At 65.7% G+C, this 17,297-nt stretch carries 9 protein-coding genes and 1 pseudogene; 5 read left to right on the top strand and 5 right to left on the bottom strand.

Annotation, left to right across the window (positions count from 1 at the left end; translation table 11 throughout):
* Positions 1-1,486: 1,486 nt before the first annotated feature.
* Positions 1,487-3,169, top strand: coding sequence for an ABC transporter permease (locus tag ACIQMR_RS36975; RefSeq protein ID WP_401397221.1), 1,683 nt, complete (start codon positions 1,487-1,489; stop codon positions 3,167-3,169).
* 46 nt (positions 3,170-3,215) lie between these two features.
* Positions 3,216-4,610, top strand: a complete 1,395-nt coding sequence (locus ACIQMR_RS36970) for a nitrate/sulfonate/bicarbonate ABC transporter ATP-binding protein (protein WP_401397196.1) — start codon at positions 3,216-3,218, stop codon at positions 4,608-4,610.
* A gap of 55 nt (positions 4,611-4,665) precedes the next feature.
* On the opposite strand, the gene ACIQMR_RS36965 is transcribed toward ACIQMR_RS36970, so the two are convergent.
* Positions 4,666-5,106, bottom strand: a complete 441-nt coding sequence (locus tag ACIQMR_RS36965; RefSeq protein WP_401397193.1) for an acyl-CoA thioesterase — start codon at positions 5,104-5,106, stop codon at positions 4,666-4,668.
* Positions 5,107-5,618: 512 nt separating this feature from the next.
* On the opposite strand from ACIQMR_RS36965, the gene ACIQMR_RS36960 reads away from it, so the two are divergent.
* Positions 5,619-6,905 (top strand): DUF2079 domain-containing protein, encoded by a 1,287-nt coding sequence (locus ACIQMR_RS36960; protein WP_401397190.1) that lies wholly within the window; start codon positions 5,619-5,621, stop codon positions 6,903-6,905.
* A 634-nt stretch (positions 6,906-7,539) separates the two neighbouring features.
* Here the strand turns inward: ACIQMR_RS36960 and ACIQMR_RS36955 are convergent.
* Complete coding sequence (locus ACIQMR_RS36955) at positions 7,540-7,872, bottom strand: Lsr2 family protein (protein ID WP_401397188.1); 333 nt, start codon at positions 7,870-7,872, stop codon at positions 7,540-7,542.
* A 1,410-nt stretch (positions 7,873-9,282) separates the two neighbouring features.
* Between ACIQMR_RS36955 and ACIQMR_RS36950 the strand changes: the two genes are divergently transcribed.
* Complete coding sequence (locus ACIQMR_RS36950; RefSeq protein ID WP_401397185.1) at positions 9,283-9,843, top strand: hypothetical protein; 561 nt, start codon at positions 9,283-9,285, stop codon at positions 9,841-9,843.
* 237 nt (positions 9,844-10,080) lie between these two features.
* Here the strand turns inward: ACIQMR_RS36950 and ACIQMR_RS36945 are convergent, their stop codons facing one another.
* A complete protein-coding gene (locus ACIQMR_RS36945) occupies positions 10,081-11,211 on the bottom strand; it encodes a glycosyltransferase (RefSeq protein WP_401397182.1) in 1,131 nt (376 codons plus the stop codon).
* 426 nt (positions 11,212-11,637) lie between these two features.
* Positions 11,638-12,969 (bottom strand): hypothetical protein, encoded by a 1,332-nt coding sequence (locus ACIQMR_RS36940; protein WP_401397180.1) that lies wholly within the window; start codon positions 12,967-12,969, stop codon positions 11,638-11,640.
* Between the two features lie 1,009 nt (positions 12,970-13,978).
* Between ACIQMR_RS36940 and ACIQMR_RS36935 the strand changes: the two genes are divergently transcribed.
* On the top strand, positions 13,979-15,436 hold the full coding sequence (locus ACIQMR_RS36935; RefSeq protein ID WP_401397177.1) for an amino acid permease: 1,458 nt from the start codon (positions 13,979-13,981) through the stop codon (positions 15,434-15,436).
* Positions 15,437-17,022: 1,586 nt separating this feature from the next.
* Here ACIQMR_RS36935 and ACIQMR_RS36930 read toward each other — a convergent pair.
* A pseudogene (locus ACIQMR_RS36930) lies at positions 17,023-17,297 on the bottom strand (hypothetical protein); the annotation flags it as partial.

Here is a 17,297-nt window from a genome sequence, read left to right as displayed (position 1 = left end):
GTTTCACCAGGTCGAAGACGTTGTGATCGAAAACGTGGCGGCAACCGGCGAGAGTGTGGCTGTGTGGGCCGTGCGTCGGCGGGGCGGGCCGCGTATTCGACCTGCGGGGCGACTTCGACCACGTGCAGCGGGTGCGTACGCAGTCTCGCCCACAGTGCGGTGGTCGGTTGTCCTGTCGTGATCGAGCTACCGGCCCGCCTGTTCAGCTGCCCCGAACAAGGGTGCTCCCAGGTGACGTTCGTCGAGCGGGTCGACGGGCTGACCTTCCGGTATGGGCGGCAAAGCGCCGGGCCGGCGCCCGTCTGGCCGCCTCTCTCGCGGTGTTGACCAGGCCCCACGCTGCTGCGACTGTTACGTGGCAGCCGGGCTCTGCCGAGCACACGCCGCGGGTGCCCGGGGGGACGAGTTCGCACTGCGCAAGGGCCACAACTGCGGCACCATCTTGGTCGACATCGGCCCGTCCCGCCGATCGGTGGAGGCCGATCGGGACCGGACTCACCCCTGCCGCCTCTGGTGGCGGTTACAGGTTCGCCGCCGCGGCCGGGCCGGTATGTTCGGGAATACCTGCGACTACGCCTCGGTCGACCCCACCGCGATCGGCCCACGTCGCCGTGCTGTGTGACGACCGTCAGGTCATCGTCCTCGCCTCCGGCGGTGAGATCGTCGCCCACCACGCCCCCTGCTGGTCCGCCACCAGACTCTCACCGATGCCGAGTATGCCGTCACGAGGGCAATGTGACAGGGAGTACGACATCGGCCCATGAGCCAGGGTGCACGTCGTCGGCACGGGCTCGCTCGTCGAGGTCGAGCAGCACTCGGCTCCTGCGACCGGCTGTGCACCGTCATCGACGGCGGTGCCGGCAAGGAGATCGACTGATGCCCGCACCCCGGCACCGTTGCCGTCGGGGCATCCGCCGCCGCGGCCACCAGCTGCAGGACCACCTCCGACCTGGCATTTCTCGCCAGAGCGATGAAGGCCCGGCTCTGCTGGCCGCCCCGCAAGGAGTCGTGGATCCACGCCGAGTACCTCGTCGCCTGCCTCCAGCGTGCGGCCTCCGCCCGGAATCACACCGCAGCGAGGCGCTGGTCCGGAGGGTTTCCCGTCCGGCTTCCGTATTTCCGGATGGCAGAAGGCTCTGCCGTCCCCCAGAGCACGCAACTCGTCGAGATCCTGTATCGGCGCCCTACGGCCGTCGTTCCTGTTCAGTCGCTGCTGCGGGTGTCGGCATCCGAAGTCAGGACTGGGATCAGGAGTGCAGGGAGAAGCCGCTTCGCCTTCGTCCCCGTGGTCGGAAAGGGGAGACGGGCGGGTGTTCGGCGCGTCTGCCGCCCTCTGTCTCGACGCTGCTGCGCACACTGTCGGCCGGAGGTGTTCGTGATGTCGTCTCGCCCTGGCAGCAGCGCGGTGCGTGAAGCCGCGCCCACCACCGCGCCGGCGCCTACCCGTAGCTCGCTGCCCACTCGCATGTCGGACCGGCTGTCCAGCATGTCGTGGGTGGACGTGGTGGTAGCCGGTGTCATCTTGCTCCTCCTTTACGCCACCCTTCGGGTGGGGCAGGGAACCACTGTCTCGTTCACTCCCGACCAGCCCGTCGAAATCGATACGGACCCCGGGCGCCTTCCCTATTACGGAGCGCGTTCGCTGCTGCGGATGTTCATCGCCCTGGCGGTGTCGACCGTCTTCACGTTCGTCTACGCCTATGCCGCGGCGAAGAGCCGTCGGCTGGAGCGGGTTCTGATCCCGGCGCTGGACATCCTCCAGTCCGTGCCCGTGCTCGCGTTCCTGACCGTCGCCGTGACCGGTTTCCTGGCTCTGTTCCCCGGGTCCCTGCTGGGGCTGGAGTGCGCGGCGATTTTCGCCATCTTCACCTCGCAGGCGTGGAACATGGCGTTCGGCCTCTACCACTCGTTGACCTCGTTGCCGCGTGAACTCGACGAGGTGTCGCGCTCGTTCCGCCTCACCAGGTGGATGCGCTTCTGGAAGGTGGAGCTTCCTGCGGGGATGATCGGCCTGGTCTGGAACGGCATGATGAGTTTCGGAGGAGGTTGGTTCTTCCTCGTCGCCTCCGAGGCGATCAGTGTCAATAACCAGAGCTATGCCCTGCCGGGCATCGGTTCCTACGCGGGCGCGGCCATCGCGGACGGTGACCTCGGCAAAGTCGGTTGGGCGATCCTCACCATGGCGGTCATGGTGACGGGCGTGAACTTCCTGTTCTGGCGGCCGCTGACCGCTTGGGCGGAGCGTTTCAAGAACGAGCAGGCCGAGGCCGATGAGATCCAGCGTTCTCTGGTCCTGGAGTTCCTGCGCCGTTCCCAGTGGCCTCAGGTGATCGGCGGGGCGCTGCGCCCGGTTCACCGGGCTGTGAACCGGGCGGGCCGGCTCCTCGGCACGAGCGACCGTCCGCTGGTGACCAGTCCGGCGCGGCGGCGTGCCGGTGACATCGTCTTCGCCGCCGTGACAGGCGCGCTGATCCTGTGGGGGCTGTTCGATCTTGCCCGGTACCTCTACGAACGCACAGGGCTTGGTGTGTTCGGAGAGCCGCTGCTGCTGGGGCTGGTGACTCTGGGACGGGTCGTCGTCCTTCTCGTGGGCGCCACCTTGATCTGGGTACCGATCGGCGTCTGGATCGGTTTCTCGCCGAAGCTGACCAAGATCGTACAGCCGGTCGTGCAGATCCTTGCCAGTTTCCCCGCCAACTTCCTTTTCCCGCTCGCGGTCTGGTTCTTCCTCAAGACCGGTATCTCGATCAACATCGGTGGGATCCTGCTGATGGCTCTCGGCGCCCAGTGGTACATCCTGTTCAACACGATCGCCGGTGCCATGGGGATTCCCACCGACCTGCGTGAGGCCATGGACGATCTCGGCGTGCGCGGCTGGCAGCGGTGGAAGCGACTGATCATCCCCGGCATCTTCCCTGCGTACGTCACCGGCGGGATCACCGCCTCCGGGGGTGCCTGGAACGCCTCGATCGTCTCCGAGGTGGTCGTCTTCGGCTCCACCACGCTGACCGCCACCGGCCTTGGTGCCTATATCGCCGAGGCCACGGAAGCGGGCGATTTCCCGAAGCTGCTGGCCGGGGTGATGGTGATGAGTCTTTACGTCGTGGGACTCAACCGCGTCGTCTGGCGCCGTCTTTACCGACTCGCCGAGAGCCGCTACTCCCTGTGACACTCGTGAACGGGAGAGTCTTCTCGGCCGCTCTCTGGAGGTACTCATGGTGCTGAAGGCACTGCGTAACCTGCGCGCCGCCCGTCACAGGACCTCACCGTCGGCGGTCGGCGACCGGCCGGCCGTCGACGGCGAGGTGCTGCTGGAGACGGTCGCGTTGACCAAAGCCTATGCCGGAGCGGACGGTGAACTGCCGATCCTGTCCGGTATCGACCTCCAGGTGCGGGCGGGGGAAGTGGTCGCGCTGCTGGGCAAATCTGGTTCCGGCAAGTCCACCTTGTTGCGGTGCGTCGCCGGCCTCGTGGCTCCCAGCTCGGGCACCGTCTCCTATCGGGGCGTACCGCTGACGGCGTCCAATCCTGGCACGGCGATGGTGTTCCAGTCCTTCGCGCTGTTGCCGTGGCTGACGGTCCAACAGAACGTCGAACTCGGTCTGGAGGCCAAGGCCGTACCGGTCGACGAGCGGGCCGGCGCCGCGCGGAGGGCCATCGACCTCGTAGGGCTGGACGGCTTCGAGTCTGCTTATCCGAAGGAGCTGTCCGGCGGGATGCGTCAGCGCGTTGGGTTCGCCCGCGCCCTCGTCGTCGAGCCGGACGTGCTGATGATGGACGAGCCGTTTTCTGCCCTCGACGTGCTGACGGCCGAGAACTTGCGCGGTGAGCTCATGGAGCTGTGGGAATCGGGGCGGTTCCCGACGAGAGCGATCGTGCTGGTCACCCACAACATCGAAGAGGCCGTGCTGATGGCCGACCGGATCGTCGTGCTGGGTGCGCGTCCTTATGGAACGATCCGCGAGGTCCTCGATGTGGGCTTGGTGCGGCCCCGTGACCGTGAGGCTGCCGCGTTTCAGGAGCTCGTGGACCGTGTGTACCGGGTCATGACCGGCCGAGTGAAGGAGGCACGGCCCTCGGTGCGTGCCGGTGTGGTCGAGGCGGAGCGGCGGACCCCGGCCAACACTCCGCTGCCGCTCGCTGGTGTCGATGGGTTGTCCGGTCTCGCCGAGATGGTTGCCCACCGTGGCGGTCGGTGTGGTCTGGCCGATCTCGCCGAGGACCTCGGTCTGGAGGTGGATGATGTGTTGCCGCAGGTCGACGCGCTCGAACTGCTGGCTTTTGCCGAGGTCAGCGGGGACGATTTGGTGCTGACAGGCAGCGGTGACGCGTTCGCGCGAGCCGACGTGCAGCGGTCCAAGAGGATCTTCGCCGAGGCGGCGGCCGATGTCCCGCTGGTGAAGCTCATCGTCACCAGCCTGCGGCAGAATCCTGCGGGCACGCAGCGCGCCGGCTTCTTCCGCGACCTGCTCGCTCACAACTTCACCTCCGAGCAGGTCACCCAGCAGCTGGAGACCGCCACGGACTGGGGCCGCTACGCCGAGCTGTACTCCTATGAGGCGGAACCGCAGGAATACCATCTCGACATCACCGGCTCTCAGATGTCGTGAGGTGCCGACGGCCCGGCGGGTGCCTCACCGGGCCGTCGACGCCAAGGGGATGGCCTTATGGCTTGATCGAGTCCAGCTCCGCGTGCGCTCGTCTGAGGTCGAGGGCGTAGCGCGCGAGGCGCTGCTGTTCCGTTGTGATGGGTTCGAAGGAGGTCACGGGGACGGGGGTTCCGTTCTCGTCGACGGCGACGAACACGATGAGGCAGTCCGTGGTCTGCTCCAGGTCTCGTGATCTCGGGTCCCCGGCACGCACGGTGACGTGGATGTGCATGCTGGAACGCCCGGTGGCCGCGATGCGCGCGGAAAGCTCTACCAGATCGCCGACCTTGATCGGGCTGCGAAATTGGATGTGGCTGACGCTGACGGTTACGCAGTAATGGCCGGACCAGGCTGCCGCGCAGGTGTAGGCGGCGGTATCGATCCACTTCATCAGCGCGCCGCCGTGTACTTTCCCGCCGAAGTTCACCGAGCTGGGCTCTGCGAGGAAGCGGAGCACGGTGGAACCGCGGTCATGTACCGAGGGGGGCTCATGAGGGGCCATATGCGCAGACTACAAACAGGGCGTGGTGAATGTTCCGAGCCGCGCCGCATCGCTTTTACCGACAATTTGATGATCATCGGGTGTGGTCTTTGAGGCGCCTGGCCTGTCCCAGGTTTCGCGGATGGACGGGTGGTGTCGTCATAACCCGCGTGAGGGTGGGTTGGTTGAAGTGGTTATGCCGCGTCCCATATACGCCATTTGAATGCAATGGTCATGTGCAGGGGTAGCTCGGATTCGGGTCGAGGGGCTGGTGTGGCACCTTGGGGAGCCGCGGCAAGCGGCCTTCCGGGAGGGATTCCATGCGCGTGTCATCCTCCGTTATCGTCCCTGAACGGGCCGCCGTGGGGGAACGAGGTCAGGTTGGGGCCTCGTGCCGTCCCCGGCCCACGACGCCATGGTGGATCTGGTTCCTGGCGGGAGCGCTTTTCCTTCTCTATGCGGTGCTTTCCTTGCGTATCCATCACCGGATGCTCTCCAACAGCTACGACCTGGGGATTTTCGAGCAGACCATCCGTTCCTATGCCGAGGGGCGCCTGCCCGTCGCCGAACTGAGAGGGCCCGATTTCCCGGTCCTGGGAGAGCACTTCTCCCCCGTTCTGGCGGTCTTGGCTCCTATCTACATGGTGTGGCCCTCGCCGGACGTGCTGCTCATCGTCCAGGCATCGCTGATCGCCGTCAGCGTCATTCCTCTCACGCGGTGGGCGTACCGAGTACTCGGATCCGCCGCCGCAGCAGTCGTCGGCGTGAGCTACGGACTTTCGTGGGGTATCGCCTCGGCGGTGGGCTTCGACTTCCACGAGGTGGCGTTCGCGGTCCCTCTGCTCGCCTGCGCGCTGACGGCTCTGGCGAATGACCGCCCTCGTGGCGCGGTCTTGTGGGCGTTGCCTCTGGTGCTGGTCAAAGAAGACCTGGGACTGGCAGTGGCCGTGATCGGGGTTATCGTCGCCTGTCGTGGTCAACGCCGGATCGGGGTTTCGGCGGCGGCCTTCGGTCTGGTTGCGACCCTCACGCAGATGTTGGTGTTCATGCCGGCCGTCGCCAGCACCGGCTCCTATTACCACTTCTCGTGGATGGACGGCTCGGAAGACGGCGCGGGGGACGTCGTGTACAGATACACCCTGGGGCTCATCACCCCGCAGACCAAGGTGTCGACGCTCATTCTCGTACTGGCGCCGACTTTGTTCCTGGCTCTGCGGTCCCCACTTCTTTGGGTCATGCTGCCGACCCTGCTGTGGCGGTTCGTCTCCAACTTGGTGACGCACTGGGGTACCTTCGGCCACTACTCGCTGGTGCTGATGCCGATCGCCTTCGCGGCTTTCATCGATGCCTTGAGTAGGCGGCGGTGGATCGACGGCAGTGTGCGGCGCTACGTCATGGGTTCGGCGGCTGCCAGTCTCCTCCTTGTGCCCCATTTCCCTTTCTGGCAGATGGTTCAGACCGAGACATGGCGTGACGACCCTCGTGTCGCCGTGGCGCGGTCCCTGATGAAGCGGATCCCCGACGACGCTGCGGTCCAGGCGTCCAGTCAACTCGTTCCGCAGCTGACTGCCCGGACCAAGGTCAGTCTTTTTGGCTACCACGTCAGCCGCCCAGATCCTGAGTGGATCATGGTGGATACTTGGGTGCCACATCATCGACGGTGGCCCCTGGACGCCGTACGGGAGAAGGCCGCCCTGGACTACGCCTGGGCCCACGGGTACGAGACCATGATCGACAGGGAAGGTTTCGTTCTGCTTCGCCGTTCGCCGGCGTGATTCCGAGCAGGATCCCTCCGCCGGACGGTGTCACCCGAGGGGCGGCGGTCACCGGCTCGTCCGTACCGCCTGGCTTTGTCCCCGTCTCACGCGCGCCTTTCGCGGGAGTGGGGCGGCCCTCCCCTCCCCTCCCTGGGTTCGCCCGCCGTGTGCCGTCGATCAGGCCCAGGGCGCGTCGTCGTTCGTCGAGGACGCCTTCACCGGTGTCGCAGTTCCGGTCGCCTGCTGCCGCGGGTCGGTTCCAGGCGAATCCGGGTGCGTGCGGTGAGTGGCTTGGAGGCCGTTGCGGGGGAACGCATTCGAGAGCCGGGGAGGGAAATCCCGGGCCGCCCTCGAGGAAAGCGCCGGGGCGGCAAGCGCAACCGCGTGACATGCCGCCCAGCCCAACAACCCTGGGAATAGCGTTGACCCGGAGGCCAACTCCCGCCGATCACTCTGTCCGATTTTACCAGTTCGCCCGATATTGCGCGAGGTAATTCATGATCGTCTGCACCCCGTTCCAGCGGCTGGGTAGGATCCCTGCATCTTTCCAGGGCCACGAAAAGTGACCCACTCGGTCTCCCACCCTTGTCCGCCGTCTTTCCCTGTAGCCGGCGCGCGGCTCGGGGACTGTACGGGACTTTTACATCCGGGGTCAGTGTGCCGCTTCGTACGCCGCACGGACCTCGGACGGAACACGGCCACGCTCGTTCACTTCGTACCCGTTCGTCTTGGCCCACTCGCGGATCTCGGCCGTCGACGGCCCGTCGAGGCGGGTTCGCACAGCCTTCGCTCCGCGCTTACCCCGACCGACCTTTCGTCCCGACTTCAAATAGGGACTGAACGCCTCAAGCATCTGATCGTAGCTGTCCGGGGACAGATCGATCTCATACTCCACACCATTGAGCACAAAGGTGTGCGTAGCACCCTCGGCGGTCTCCTCGCCGGTCATGTCATCGATGAAAATCGTCACTTGTTTCTGTGCCATGTCACGGATGGTACACCAAAAACGGCATCACGGAACCAGGAATTCTGAATTGTAGAGCCTATGCGTGCGGCGACAGGGAGGGAGCTGACACACAGAGGGCCAGGCGGGCTTTCGAGCACACCCCGTAGGTTCGCTCTTCACCTTGTTCCGATGCCGGACCGTCAGCTTCAGAAGCCGCCAGAGCTAAAGCCATGGAGTGCTCCGCGGTCCTCCGGAGTTCAGCGGCGGGCTCCGTGGTGGACGGGTGTTCATCGGCTCCCTGCCCCGTGATCGGGTGGGCGCTTCGGCGGGGCCCGCTGCACGCCTCCCGCCGCATATCGAGCCGATCCAGTTTCCGGTTTCCCGCATCGGCGTGCAAAGGCGGTTGACGTAGCCGTGACACCGGTTCGGTGACGTGAGGGAAGTGGGCGGGGTTCGCGGATGAGGCTTCGGCCGTCGCCCGGGTGCTTCGTGGCGCTTCTTCGGCAGGCTTTACAGGCCGTGTGCTCACCGGGCGAATAGCTGGGCGGCAACGGGTGCTCTCCACAGCTCCGGGGGTGCGGCCTCCCCTCTCGCGCTCATTGCCGATCGGGGCGAGGCCGGCGCCCGCCCACCGCCACGGTGTCCTGCCGCCGGCCCGAAGCGGCGGGTCTTGGTTATAGGGGGCTCGGTCGTCGCCTTGGACGGGGACAGGCCGACGCGCAGGCCGGCGCTTTGCCACGCGGGTTCCATCACCCGGCGCGTGGCCGTACCCGGTGGAGACCCGGCGTCTGGTGTTGCGGCCTGTGAGGTGCGCAGAGCGAGTGCACATCGGTGACGGATGTCGGAACGCACCCGGAAAGGGGCCGCACGTACATGAGGCGACGGGGAGATTGTCCGACTCGCGTGCGAAGGATCGACGGCGCCGACAGGGCACCGGTACGCGCGAACACCACCCTTTCCCAGCTCGCACGGAGGGCGGGTGAGGGCGCACGCGATCGCGAAACACCCACGGCATATCAGATAGCTCCCGGCTATTTAGCACGAAGAGCAAAAGAAGGGAAGGAGTGACCTGATCGGCATGAAACGGATGTTTCGCATGTTCACGGGACCCAGGTGACCAAAACGATTACCCACACCGTCAAGCTTCCCGAGAGTGTGCCCTTTGAGGAATGCATTGAGTGGAACCACCCAGTTCAATATTGGCGACACAGCAAGACATAATTTCCGGCGTGATCGGTTTCGAATCACCCGGGCCGCACGGTAAGGAATTACTTCATGACGATTCCGCCGAACGGACGTGAGGGACCTCACGCGCCCGGCGCAGACGAAGGAAATAAGTGCTCGATCTGCCTGTCGTCTCTGAACGGATGCGACATCCAACCATTCAACTGCCCACACAGATTGCACACGGGCTGCTTCGCAGAATGGGCTAGAAGTCTGCTCGTACCTGTGGACACCGGAGTCGGCGAGTCTCGCGGCGTGATCGGGAAGTACATGCCGTTCCACTGTCCGCAGTGCAGGAAGAGCTTCATCGACACACACATGGGCGACGTGGCGCCGGAGATCACGAGCCTCATGGAGGCGATCTTCGCTCGACCCGAGGGGGAAGTACGGCTGCCGGCCAATCTCGCTATCCAGGATGGACAGGTCCAGCACGGCGGCCATATAGGTACGGGTTTCCCTCTCACACAAACCCTCAACCCCGCGGACTGGGGAGAGGAATTGCTTCGTGAGCTCCTCCGCGAATCGGAAGACTTCAATATCTACGAGTACGAGAGCGGGGAAGAGAGATTCAATGCAGCAATCTTCGACTGGGACACTTTGAACGTACTGCCCGAAGAAACTCAGATGCTGCGCAGTACCGGATACACCATGTCTTGCGCCATCGGCGTCGATGTCAGCTCCGGGACGATCCACCAGCGTCGAATCTGCCGAGTGATATACAACGAACACACGAACTATTTTATTGTCTTCATTTACAGACTGGTGAGCGAACCGGGGGTCTATTGAGCGAGGCAATGTCGGTGCCGTTCCGGGGGCAGTGCGGGAGGCGGTGCAGGGCCGGTTCGCCGGGAAGAGGCGCAAACAGCGAGGCGCCCAGTCCTCAGAAGGCATACTGCCCGGCCTCTCGGCATGCGCCCCGAAGCGGCCGCCACCGCCCCCGGGGAGGAGCCTCCCGATCCTGGGCTGCTTCACGTCGTCACGGTGCGGCCCACCTCGAAGGCGTGGCACGTTCAGCCCTAGAGACTATCTGCCGCCGCGCCTCTTTCTCCGGGCTGTCGACCGTCGTGTGATGCGGCTCGGCGTAGGGTTCGCGTCGAGGTGCTGCACCGCGAACTCGCGGTTGGCCAGAGCCTGCTTCCGGTAGCGGTCGGGGAGGTCCGGCATGGCGAGCAAGCGGTCACAAGCCTGAAGCGAGGCGTGCGCGTCACCCACCCAGTACGAAGTGATCGAGTATTCGAAGAGCAAGCCCCACCGGTAGACCCAGGGCTGTGTGAAAAGCAAGTCGTCCGGGACATCACGGTCCACACCGGCACGGGCGAACGCGTGGGCGGCGTGATAGCGACCCATGGTGCGCAGCCGCGAGGCCAGTTCGTAGCAGGCTTCCAAGCGCTGCGGACGGCAGTCCCATGCCTGTGTGAGCGCGTTCATCGCCGTGGGCCACTCACCCGATTCCGCCGCGAGGACCCCTACCTGCAGCAAGGAGTAGTAGACCTCCTCCACCCAGCCGCCCATGCGCGCACGGCGACTGTAGAGGGTGATCGCCTCGTCGATCTGGCCCATGTCCCGCATGGTTTGGGCCAGGTAGAAGACGGTGCGTGGATTGTCGGGGTCGCGCGCCATCTCTGCGCCGAGCAGGCGGGCGTCGCGTTCGAACTTGTCGTGGCGTGCCCCGCCGTCGGCGAAGTCCTCAACCACCAGAGCATCCAAGTTCTCCTGCGTGGTGTGCTGGTCGCATGTGAGGTACTCGTGGGTGACCCCTTCGTAGCGCCATGGGATGTCGCCTCTGACCAGGCGTTTGATGCGGTAGGAGGTGGCGTCGTCATGACGCAGCATGTACCCGTCAGCGGCAAGGGGAGGCACCTCGCCGTCCCGGCGCAGCACCAGGTCCGCGTCGAGCAGGAGGAGATAGTCGGCCTTGCCGCGCGCATGCTCGATGTTCAGCGTCCGATTGTGGCCGAAGTTGACCCATGGCTCCTCGTGCAACTGGCCGGGGATGCCGTCGAGGGCCGTGCGGATCAGCTGTTGCGTGCCGTCGGTTGAGCCGGTGTCAGAGATCACCCAGGTGTCCACCACGTCGCGTACGGAAGCCAGACAGCGTTCGATCACTCGGGCCTCGTTCTTGACAATCATGCAGAGGCAGATGGTTGTCTTCACGCGTCCCCGATCCATACGACTCGTGGTGGTCGGTCGCCCCAGCTCTGGCCTGTGGACCGATTTTCCGATTGTGACCGAACGCGCTGGCCCGGGCATCCATACACGCCGTGCGGGGGCCTGGCCTGTCAGCCGGCGCTCCGCCGGGTTCCCATTTCGCTCTCTTGGACGTGCCGGGCGCTCTGGCGGCCTGGTCCGACGGGTGCTCCGTCGCGGGCCCGGTGGTGGGTCCCCGTTCGTGGATCCGCACCATGGAAGAGTGGCGGGTCCGCTTTGTTTCCGCCGGAGCGGGGAAGGGCTCGAGGCCGCCTTGGTGCAGCGCTGTGACGACGGCTGGCCTCGAGCCGCCGCCCGTTCGGCCGCTGTGTCAGGGCGGGCGAACGGGCGGGGTGCGGGGAATGCTCGCGCACGTCCTGGAGGGCGTGCGGATTACTTCAGGTCTTGGAGATTGAGTACGCCCAGCACGGTCAGGTCGCGGGGGTCGGGGACGATGAGATGCTTGGCGGGGGTGAGGTAGAGGGCGCCGAACCCGTTCTCCAAGGCGAAGCTCACGAGTTGGTCCTCGGTCTTCATGATCTTGAGGTCGTCCGCAGAGCGCTTGCTGGACGTCCGGGCGTGCATGCTTTCCACACCGTACCCGTTGTTGACCATGTGGACCTTCAGGATGGGGCGGGGTCCGGTGTATTGGGCGACGACGACGCTGCCCGTGTAGTCGGCGTAGTTCTGGGCCTCGTCCTCCTTCAGGGTGAGGTAGATGCCGTTGCCCTGGCGCCGTCCATTCACCGCGGGCATGTCCTTGAACCCCTGGCTTTCGATCTTCTTGCCAGCCGCGACATTGGTGCCGTGGTAAAACTGCCTGTTTCGCACATTCTCGGAAGTGGCCCATGCGCGGGTTGTGCGAACCTGACCCTTGGTCACATCGTACTTGGGCTCCGGCTTCTCTCGTGGAAGCTCGGGGTCAGGCTTGCGATTTTTCGTTTGGATGTTGTTGTCCCATGTGAGGTGACGCTCGCGCGTCCTCACATACTGCAGGGAGTCAGTCGCGGATGGGCTGTTGGCCTCCCATCGCGCCCCCTCGTCGGAGTACTGGAATCCAAGGTGATCCGGCGTGACTCCTGGCGCCCAGTAGATGTGGGCGGAGAAGTCGAGCTGCCCCACCGGCGCCTTGTTCCCTGGGATCACCCAGTTGTCGTGTACCTCAGGGGTCAGAACTTTTCCGCCCTGGACAGGCCAGGCGAGCCAGAAGGAGAATTCTCGCTGAATCGGACTACCGTCCTTGCGCCACCCAGTCCGGGCGATGCGGAGTTCCTCCACTACGCATCCGTCGGTCGCCCCGGCCAGCAACCAGTTGACCCCCAGGTAGTATTCACCATTGGTCGGGTCGAAAGTTTCTTCGACGACATAGTCGTCTATGGTGACGGCGACGCCTTCGGAAGGGGGTTGGTCCTGTACCGGCACTGCCTGGTTGTAGAACGCGTCCAGGAAATGCTGAGTGAGCTCCTGCAGGTACGTGCCTTCCGGGTCATTGATCGCTTTACGGAAACGTTTGTAGTCGTATGGGTCACTGGACAAGATCGCTTCTGTGTTCAGTTCGCCGGGCTGATATGTCTGAGACAGTTGCTGGTAACAGTAGCTCGTGAATACGTGCGCGAGTAGCCCGCTCGGAGCCGTCTCCGGGAGGGTGGCCGCAAGGACTTTCCAGTTGTCGGCGGTGTACAGGGACGCATATTCCCCGGAGGTGAACTCTTCGGGGATCGGCATGAGTGAAGATTCCACGTGATTCCTTAATGCCTCTGGGCGGCTATGTACCGGAATGGTAGTTCGCGGGTATAGGCGAACGCGGGAGAGGAGAGGCAGACTTTCGGGACGAGAGCGGTGTGCGTAATGCTCTTTCACCGGCCTTGCCGTCGTGATCACGGACGTGCGCCATACCGGCATGAAGCGGGCTTGGGTATCCGCCTGCCGCCCGGGATCTCCCTTTGCGGGTCGTTCCGGTGGGGCGGCCGCCGAGGCCCCGCGCCTTCTCCTATGAGCCCACCGCTCAGATCGCCCCGTCACCCCGGTCGGTTGCCCGGACTGCCATGGACCGTACCGTCGGGGCGGACCACAACGTCTCGGGCAAGCCGGGCGCGGCATCGCCGGTGGAACAGGCCCGATTGGTGTCGCCACGACGTCCGACACGTCGTGCGAGAGCACGCGGTACAAGAACAAGCCGCCAGGCAAGTAGGTCCGCCTCTGCCATTCAGGCGGAAAGGTGCGGCGGAAGGATTCGCCGTGTGCTTCTCATCCCGGAACACCCAGGACGCTCATCGGCGCAAGATCCCCCGCCGCGCAGATCACGCCTCGGAAGCGCATGGCGCCACCCGCGCAGGGCCCGTTCTGGTGTCGCCCGGACAGGTCGACGGGGGCGAGGGCCGCTCCCCCTCAGCGTCAACTGCATCGCGCTGTCGCTGTGGGAGCGCCTGTCGTGTGGTAGACCGACCCGCCCGAACGAACGCAGAAGTGAATGCCCTACGCAGGTGGGGCCGAGGGCGGATCGGGGCCGTTGGGGACTGGTGACCTGCCTCAGGCGGTACCCGAAAGGCCGTATCCCGCGCTCACGGGCGAACAGATGCTGAAAGCCGAGCCCGAACCGGGCTTCCAGGATTGTGTTCTCCGTCCCACCCCGTCCCGGGCTCCGTCGGTCCCTGCCGAGCTACGCCGGGGCTCACTACAACACCAGAGCCGGCTCGTTCACCCACAGCGACTTGCAAGAGATTGGGAATCGTCCATGAGTACGCAGCCGACCCTCACAGAGGCGGGCGCGGAAACCGAGCAAGCCGCGAACTCGCGGCCTTCCGACGGTCTCAAAGCGGGGCTGAAGAACCGCCATCTGTCCATGATCGCCATCGGTGGGGTGATCGGCGCCGGCCTGTTCGGCGGCTCGGGGTCCGGCATCGCGGCCGCGGGCCCTGGCATCCTGCTGTCCTACGCCCTCGTGGGCGTGATGGTCGTGTTCGTCATGCGGATGCTGGGCGAGATGTCGGTGGCCAACCCGACCTCCGGCTCCTTCTCCGCCCACGCGGATCGTGCGTTGGGCCGCTGGGCAGGGTTCTCGATCGGATGGCTCTACTGGTTCTTCTGGGTCGTCGTCCTGGCAGTCGAGGCGACCATGGGCGCCGCGATCCTCAACAGTTGGATCCCGTCCGTCCCGCAATGGGGCTGGGCTCTGATCGTGATGGTCGTGCTCACCGCCACCAACCTCGCCTCGGTCGCATCGTACGGCGAGTTCGAGTTCTGGTTCGCCGGAATCAAGGTCGTGGCGATCCTCGCATTCATCGTCATCGGTGGACTGGCTGTTTTCGGTGTCCTGCCCGGTGCGGACGGAGGCGGCGCTGGGCTGAGCAATCTGACCGCGCACGGAGGCTTCCTGCCCAACGGCGCCGGCGCCGTTCTCACCGGCATCCTGATGGTGGTCTTCTCCTTCATGGGCAGCGAGATCGTCACCCTCGCCGCCGGTGAATCGCGAAACCCGCAGCGCGCTATCGCGAAGGCCACCAGCAGCGTCATCTGGCGTGTCGGCATCTTCTATCTGGGCTCGATCCTGGTGGTCGTCTCCCTGCTGCCGTGGAACGACTCGTCGATCGTCGAGGAGGGCTCCTACGTCGCCGCCCTCAACTCGATCGGCATCCCGCACGCCGGCGAGATCATGAAGTTCATCGTGCTCACCGCGGTGCTCTCCTGCCTCAACTCGGGCCTATACACGGCCTCCCGCATGGGCTACTCGCTCGGTCGGCGTGGTGACGCACCGAAATCGTTCGCCCGCGTCAACAAGCGAAACGTGCCGCTGGTGGCGATCCTCAGCTCGGTCGTCTTCGGCTTCGTAGCTGTGTTCTTCAACTACAAGTGGCCCGACACCGTCTTCCAGTTCTTGTTGAACTCCTCCGGCGCCATCGCCCTGTTCGTCTGGCTGGTCATCTGCTTCTCGCAGCTGCGGATGCGCAGGATCATCCTGCGTGAGGCGCCAGAGAGACTACTTGTCCGCATGTGGCTGTTCCCGTACCTGACGTGGGCGACGATCGGGATGATCTCGTTCGTCTTGGTCTACATGCTGACCGACACCGCTGGGCGTGAGCAGGTCCTGCTCTCCCTGCTGGTCGCCGTGCTGGTCGTGTCCGTCGCGCTGACGCGGGCCGTGGTACGGAGAAGGAACCGGGCTGCCGACGGCGGGGACGGCATCGAGGTCTGAGCGGGACGCCGGTGTGATGGCGGCTCCCTCCCGCGAGGACGCTGTCCTGGCCGTGTCCCGGAGATGCCGCGGATAGGCCCGCCCTACTCCCGCCGGTGCCAACGTGCCCGGGACGGTGGCGAGACCTTCCATCCGAGGCCGTGGGGTCCGGGCGGGACGATGGTTCGCTCGTCAGCAGCGTGACGCCGCTGCGGCGGCCACGTTGCTGAAGGCGCCGCACCCTTGACGTGCCCCGGCATGGTTCCGACTTCGAGGTGTTCCGGGCGGCCTTCAAAATTTCGTCCTTCAGGCCCGGGAAGCGGGTGGGAGGGACAGCGCGCCCCGCGCTTGCGCTGGTCACCACAGCCTGGCAGCGGTAGACATTGGCGGGCGTCTGACACTCGAGGTGCAGTGTTCCGCTCGGGCGACGTGTCTTCCCATTGTGGCGACGCTGGGTCCGGTCGTCGTGGCGGCCTGGAGATGTGGGGTCGACCACGAGGCCCCCGAGTCAGGCGAGCGCCGTCCCCGAATGGGGGTGGGGGACGAAGCCCGCCTGGCCCGGCCGACAGCCTCGAGCTCCCCTGCTCAGGGACCGTCGGCCGGGGTTGTGAGTTCCCACCGGCAGATCTGGGGTGAAGGGCGCCGGCGGCTCACACGGCAACCGTGCCACACCTGTGTCGGCTGTTTGCCCGCCGAAAGGAGGGCCACGGTGGTGGATTCCCCCTCCGCTGACCGGTCGACGCCCGCGCTGCCAGGAGGCGGCGATGGCCGTGGGGGCTCGCTGTGGACGGGCGGCCAGGTGAGGTCTTTCCCCGGGCTCGTATCCCTCCATTTCGCGTGCTGTGGGGATGACACGGTGCTGCGCCGCGTCACCCGAGCGCCGGGCCCGCCAGTTCCGGCCGCGCTCACGGACAGGACGGCTGAAGCCGTATCGCTCTTGCACCCGGCTAAGACCTGGATCTCCGTCGCAAGGACAGCAACCGTCGCGGCTCGTATGAGCAAGCGGCGTTCCCCTCCTCGGATACACGGTCCGCGCCAGGAAGGCCGAAGCCGAACAGGAACAGCATCTGCCGGTGCGCGAATGGATCACGCTGGCCGGTAGGTGCTCGCCGCCACGACGTCGATGGAGGAGAGCCGACGCTCCCTCCCGCCTGGCGCCGACCACGCCGCCAGGCGGGATTTCGCCCCGGGCTGTCCAGGGCCGGCCCGATCCGTGTCAGCGCCTCCCATATGGGGGATTCAGCGGATGTGCGGGGCCCGACCCTCTCGGCGAACGTCGGCTCCAGGGGCGGGGTTCTCGCTACGGGACGGCGAACTCATGACTCGATCACGATGCCGGTCCCGCTACGCGATATACCGCGGGTTGCACGCGTATCGGCCGTGCACTCGCGCCGTTCTCCGGCCCCGCATCAGTGGTCCGCAGTTCTTGCCGTACCTGCCTCCGCGGTGCCAGTCCGGTCGCCACTCGGCCTTCTCGATCAGCAGCGAGGACGGGTACGGACCGTTCAACGGTCCCGTGGGAAGCGGGTCACTCCGATGCGTTGCCGTCCAGGAGCGGCGACCCGAGGGATGCCGGTGTGTGAGCACATCCCCCCGGGTCGCGGTGGTTATTGCCGGCGTCGTCGGGTGGCCCAGACGACGGCGGTTCCGGCGCCGAGGACGGCAAGGGCAGCGGTGGCGATCCCGGCGGTTCGGGCTCCGGTGAGGGCGAGTGCCCCGTCATCGGCAGGCCGTGCGGAGGAGTCCGGCACGCCGGGCTCGGGTGCGGCGTCGCCGGGAGTGGGGTCGGGTTCGGGGTCGGTGGGGGTGGGGTCGGGTGTGGAGGTGACGTTGACGGTGGCTGATGTGCAGACGTCGTGGCAGGGGGTGGGGTCGGTGGTGT

It is taken from the genome of Streptomyces sp. NPDC091376 (genome assembly GCF_044757085.1).
Taxonomy (GTDB): Bacteria; Actinomycetota; Actinomycetes; order Streptomycetales; family Streptomycetaceae; genus Streptomyces; species Streptomyces pratisoli.
This window is presented reverse-complemented; position numbering and strand designations above follow the sequence as displayed.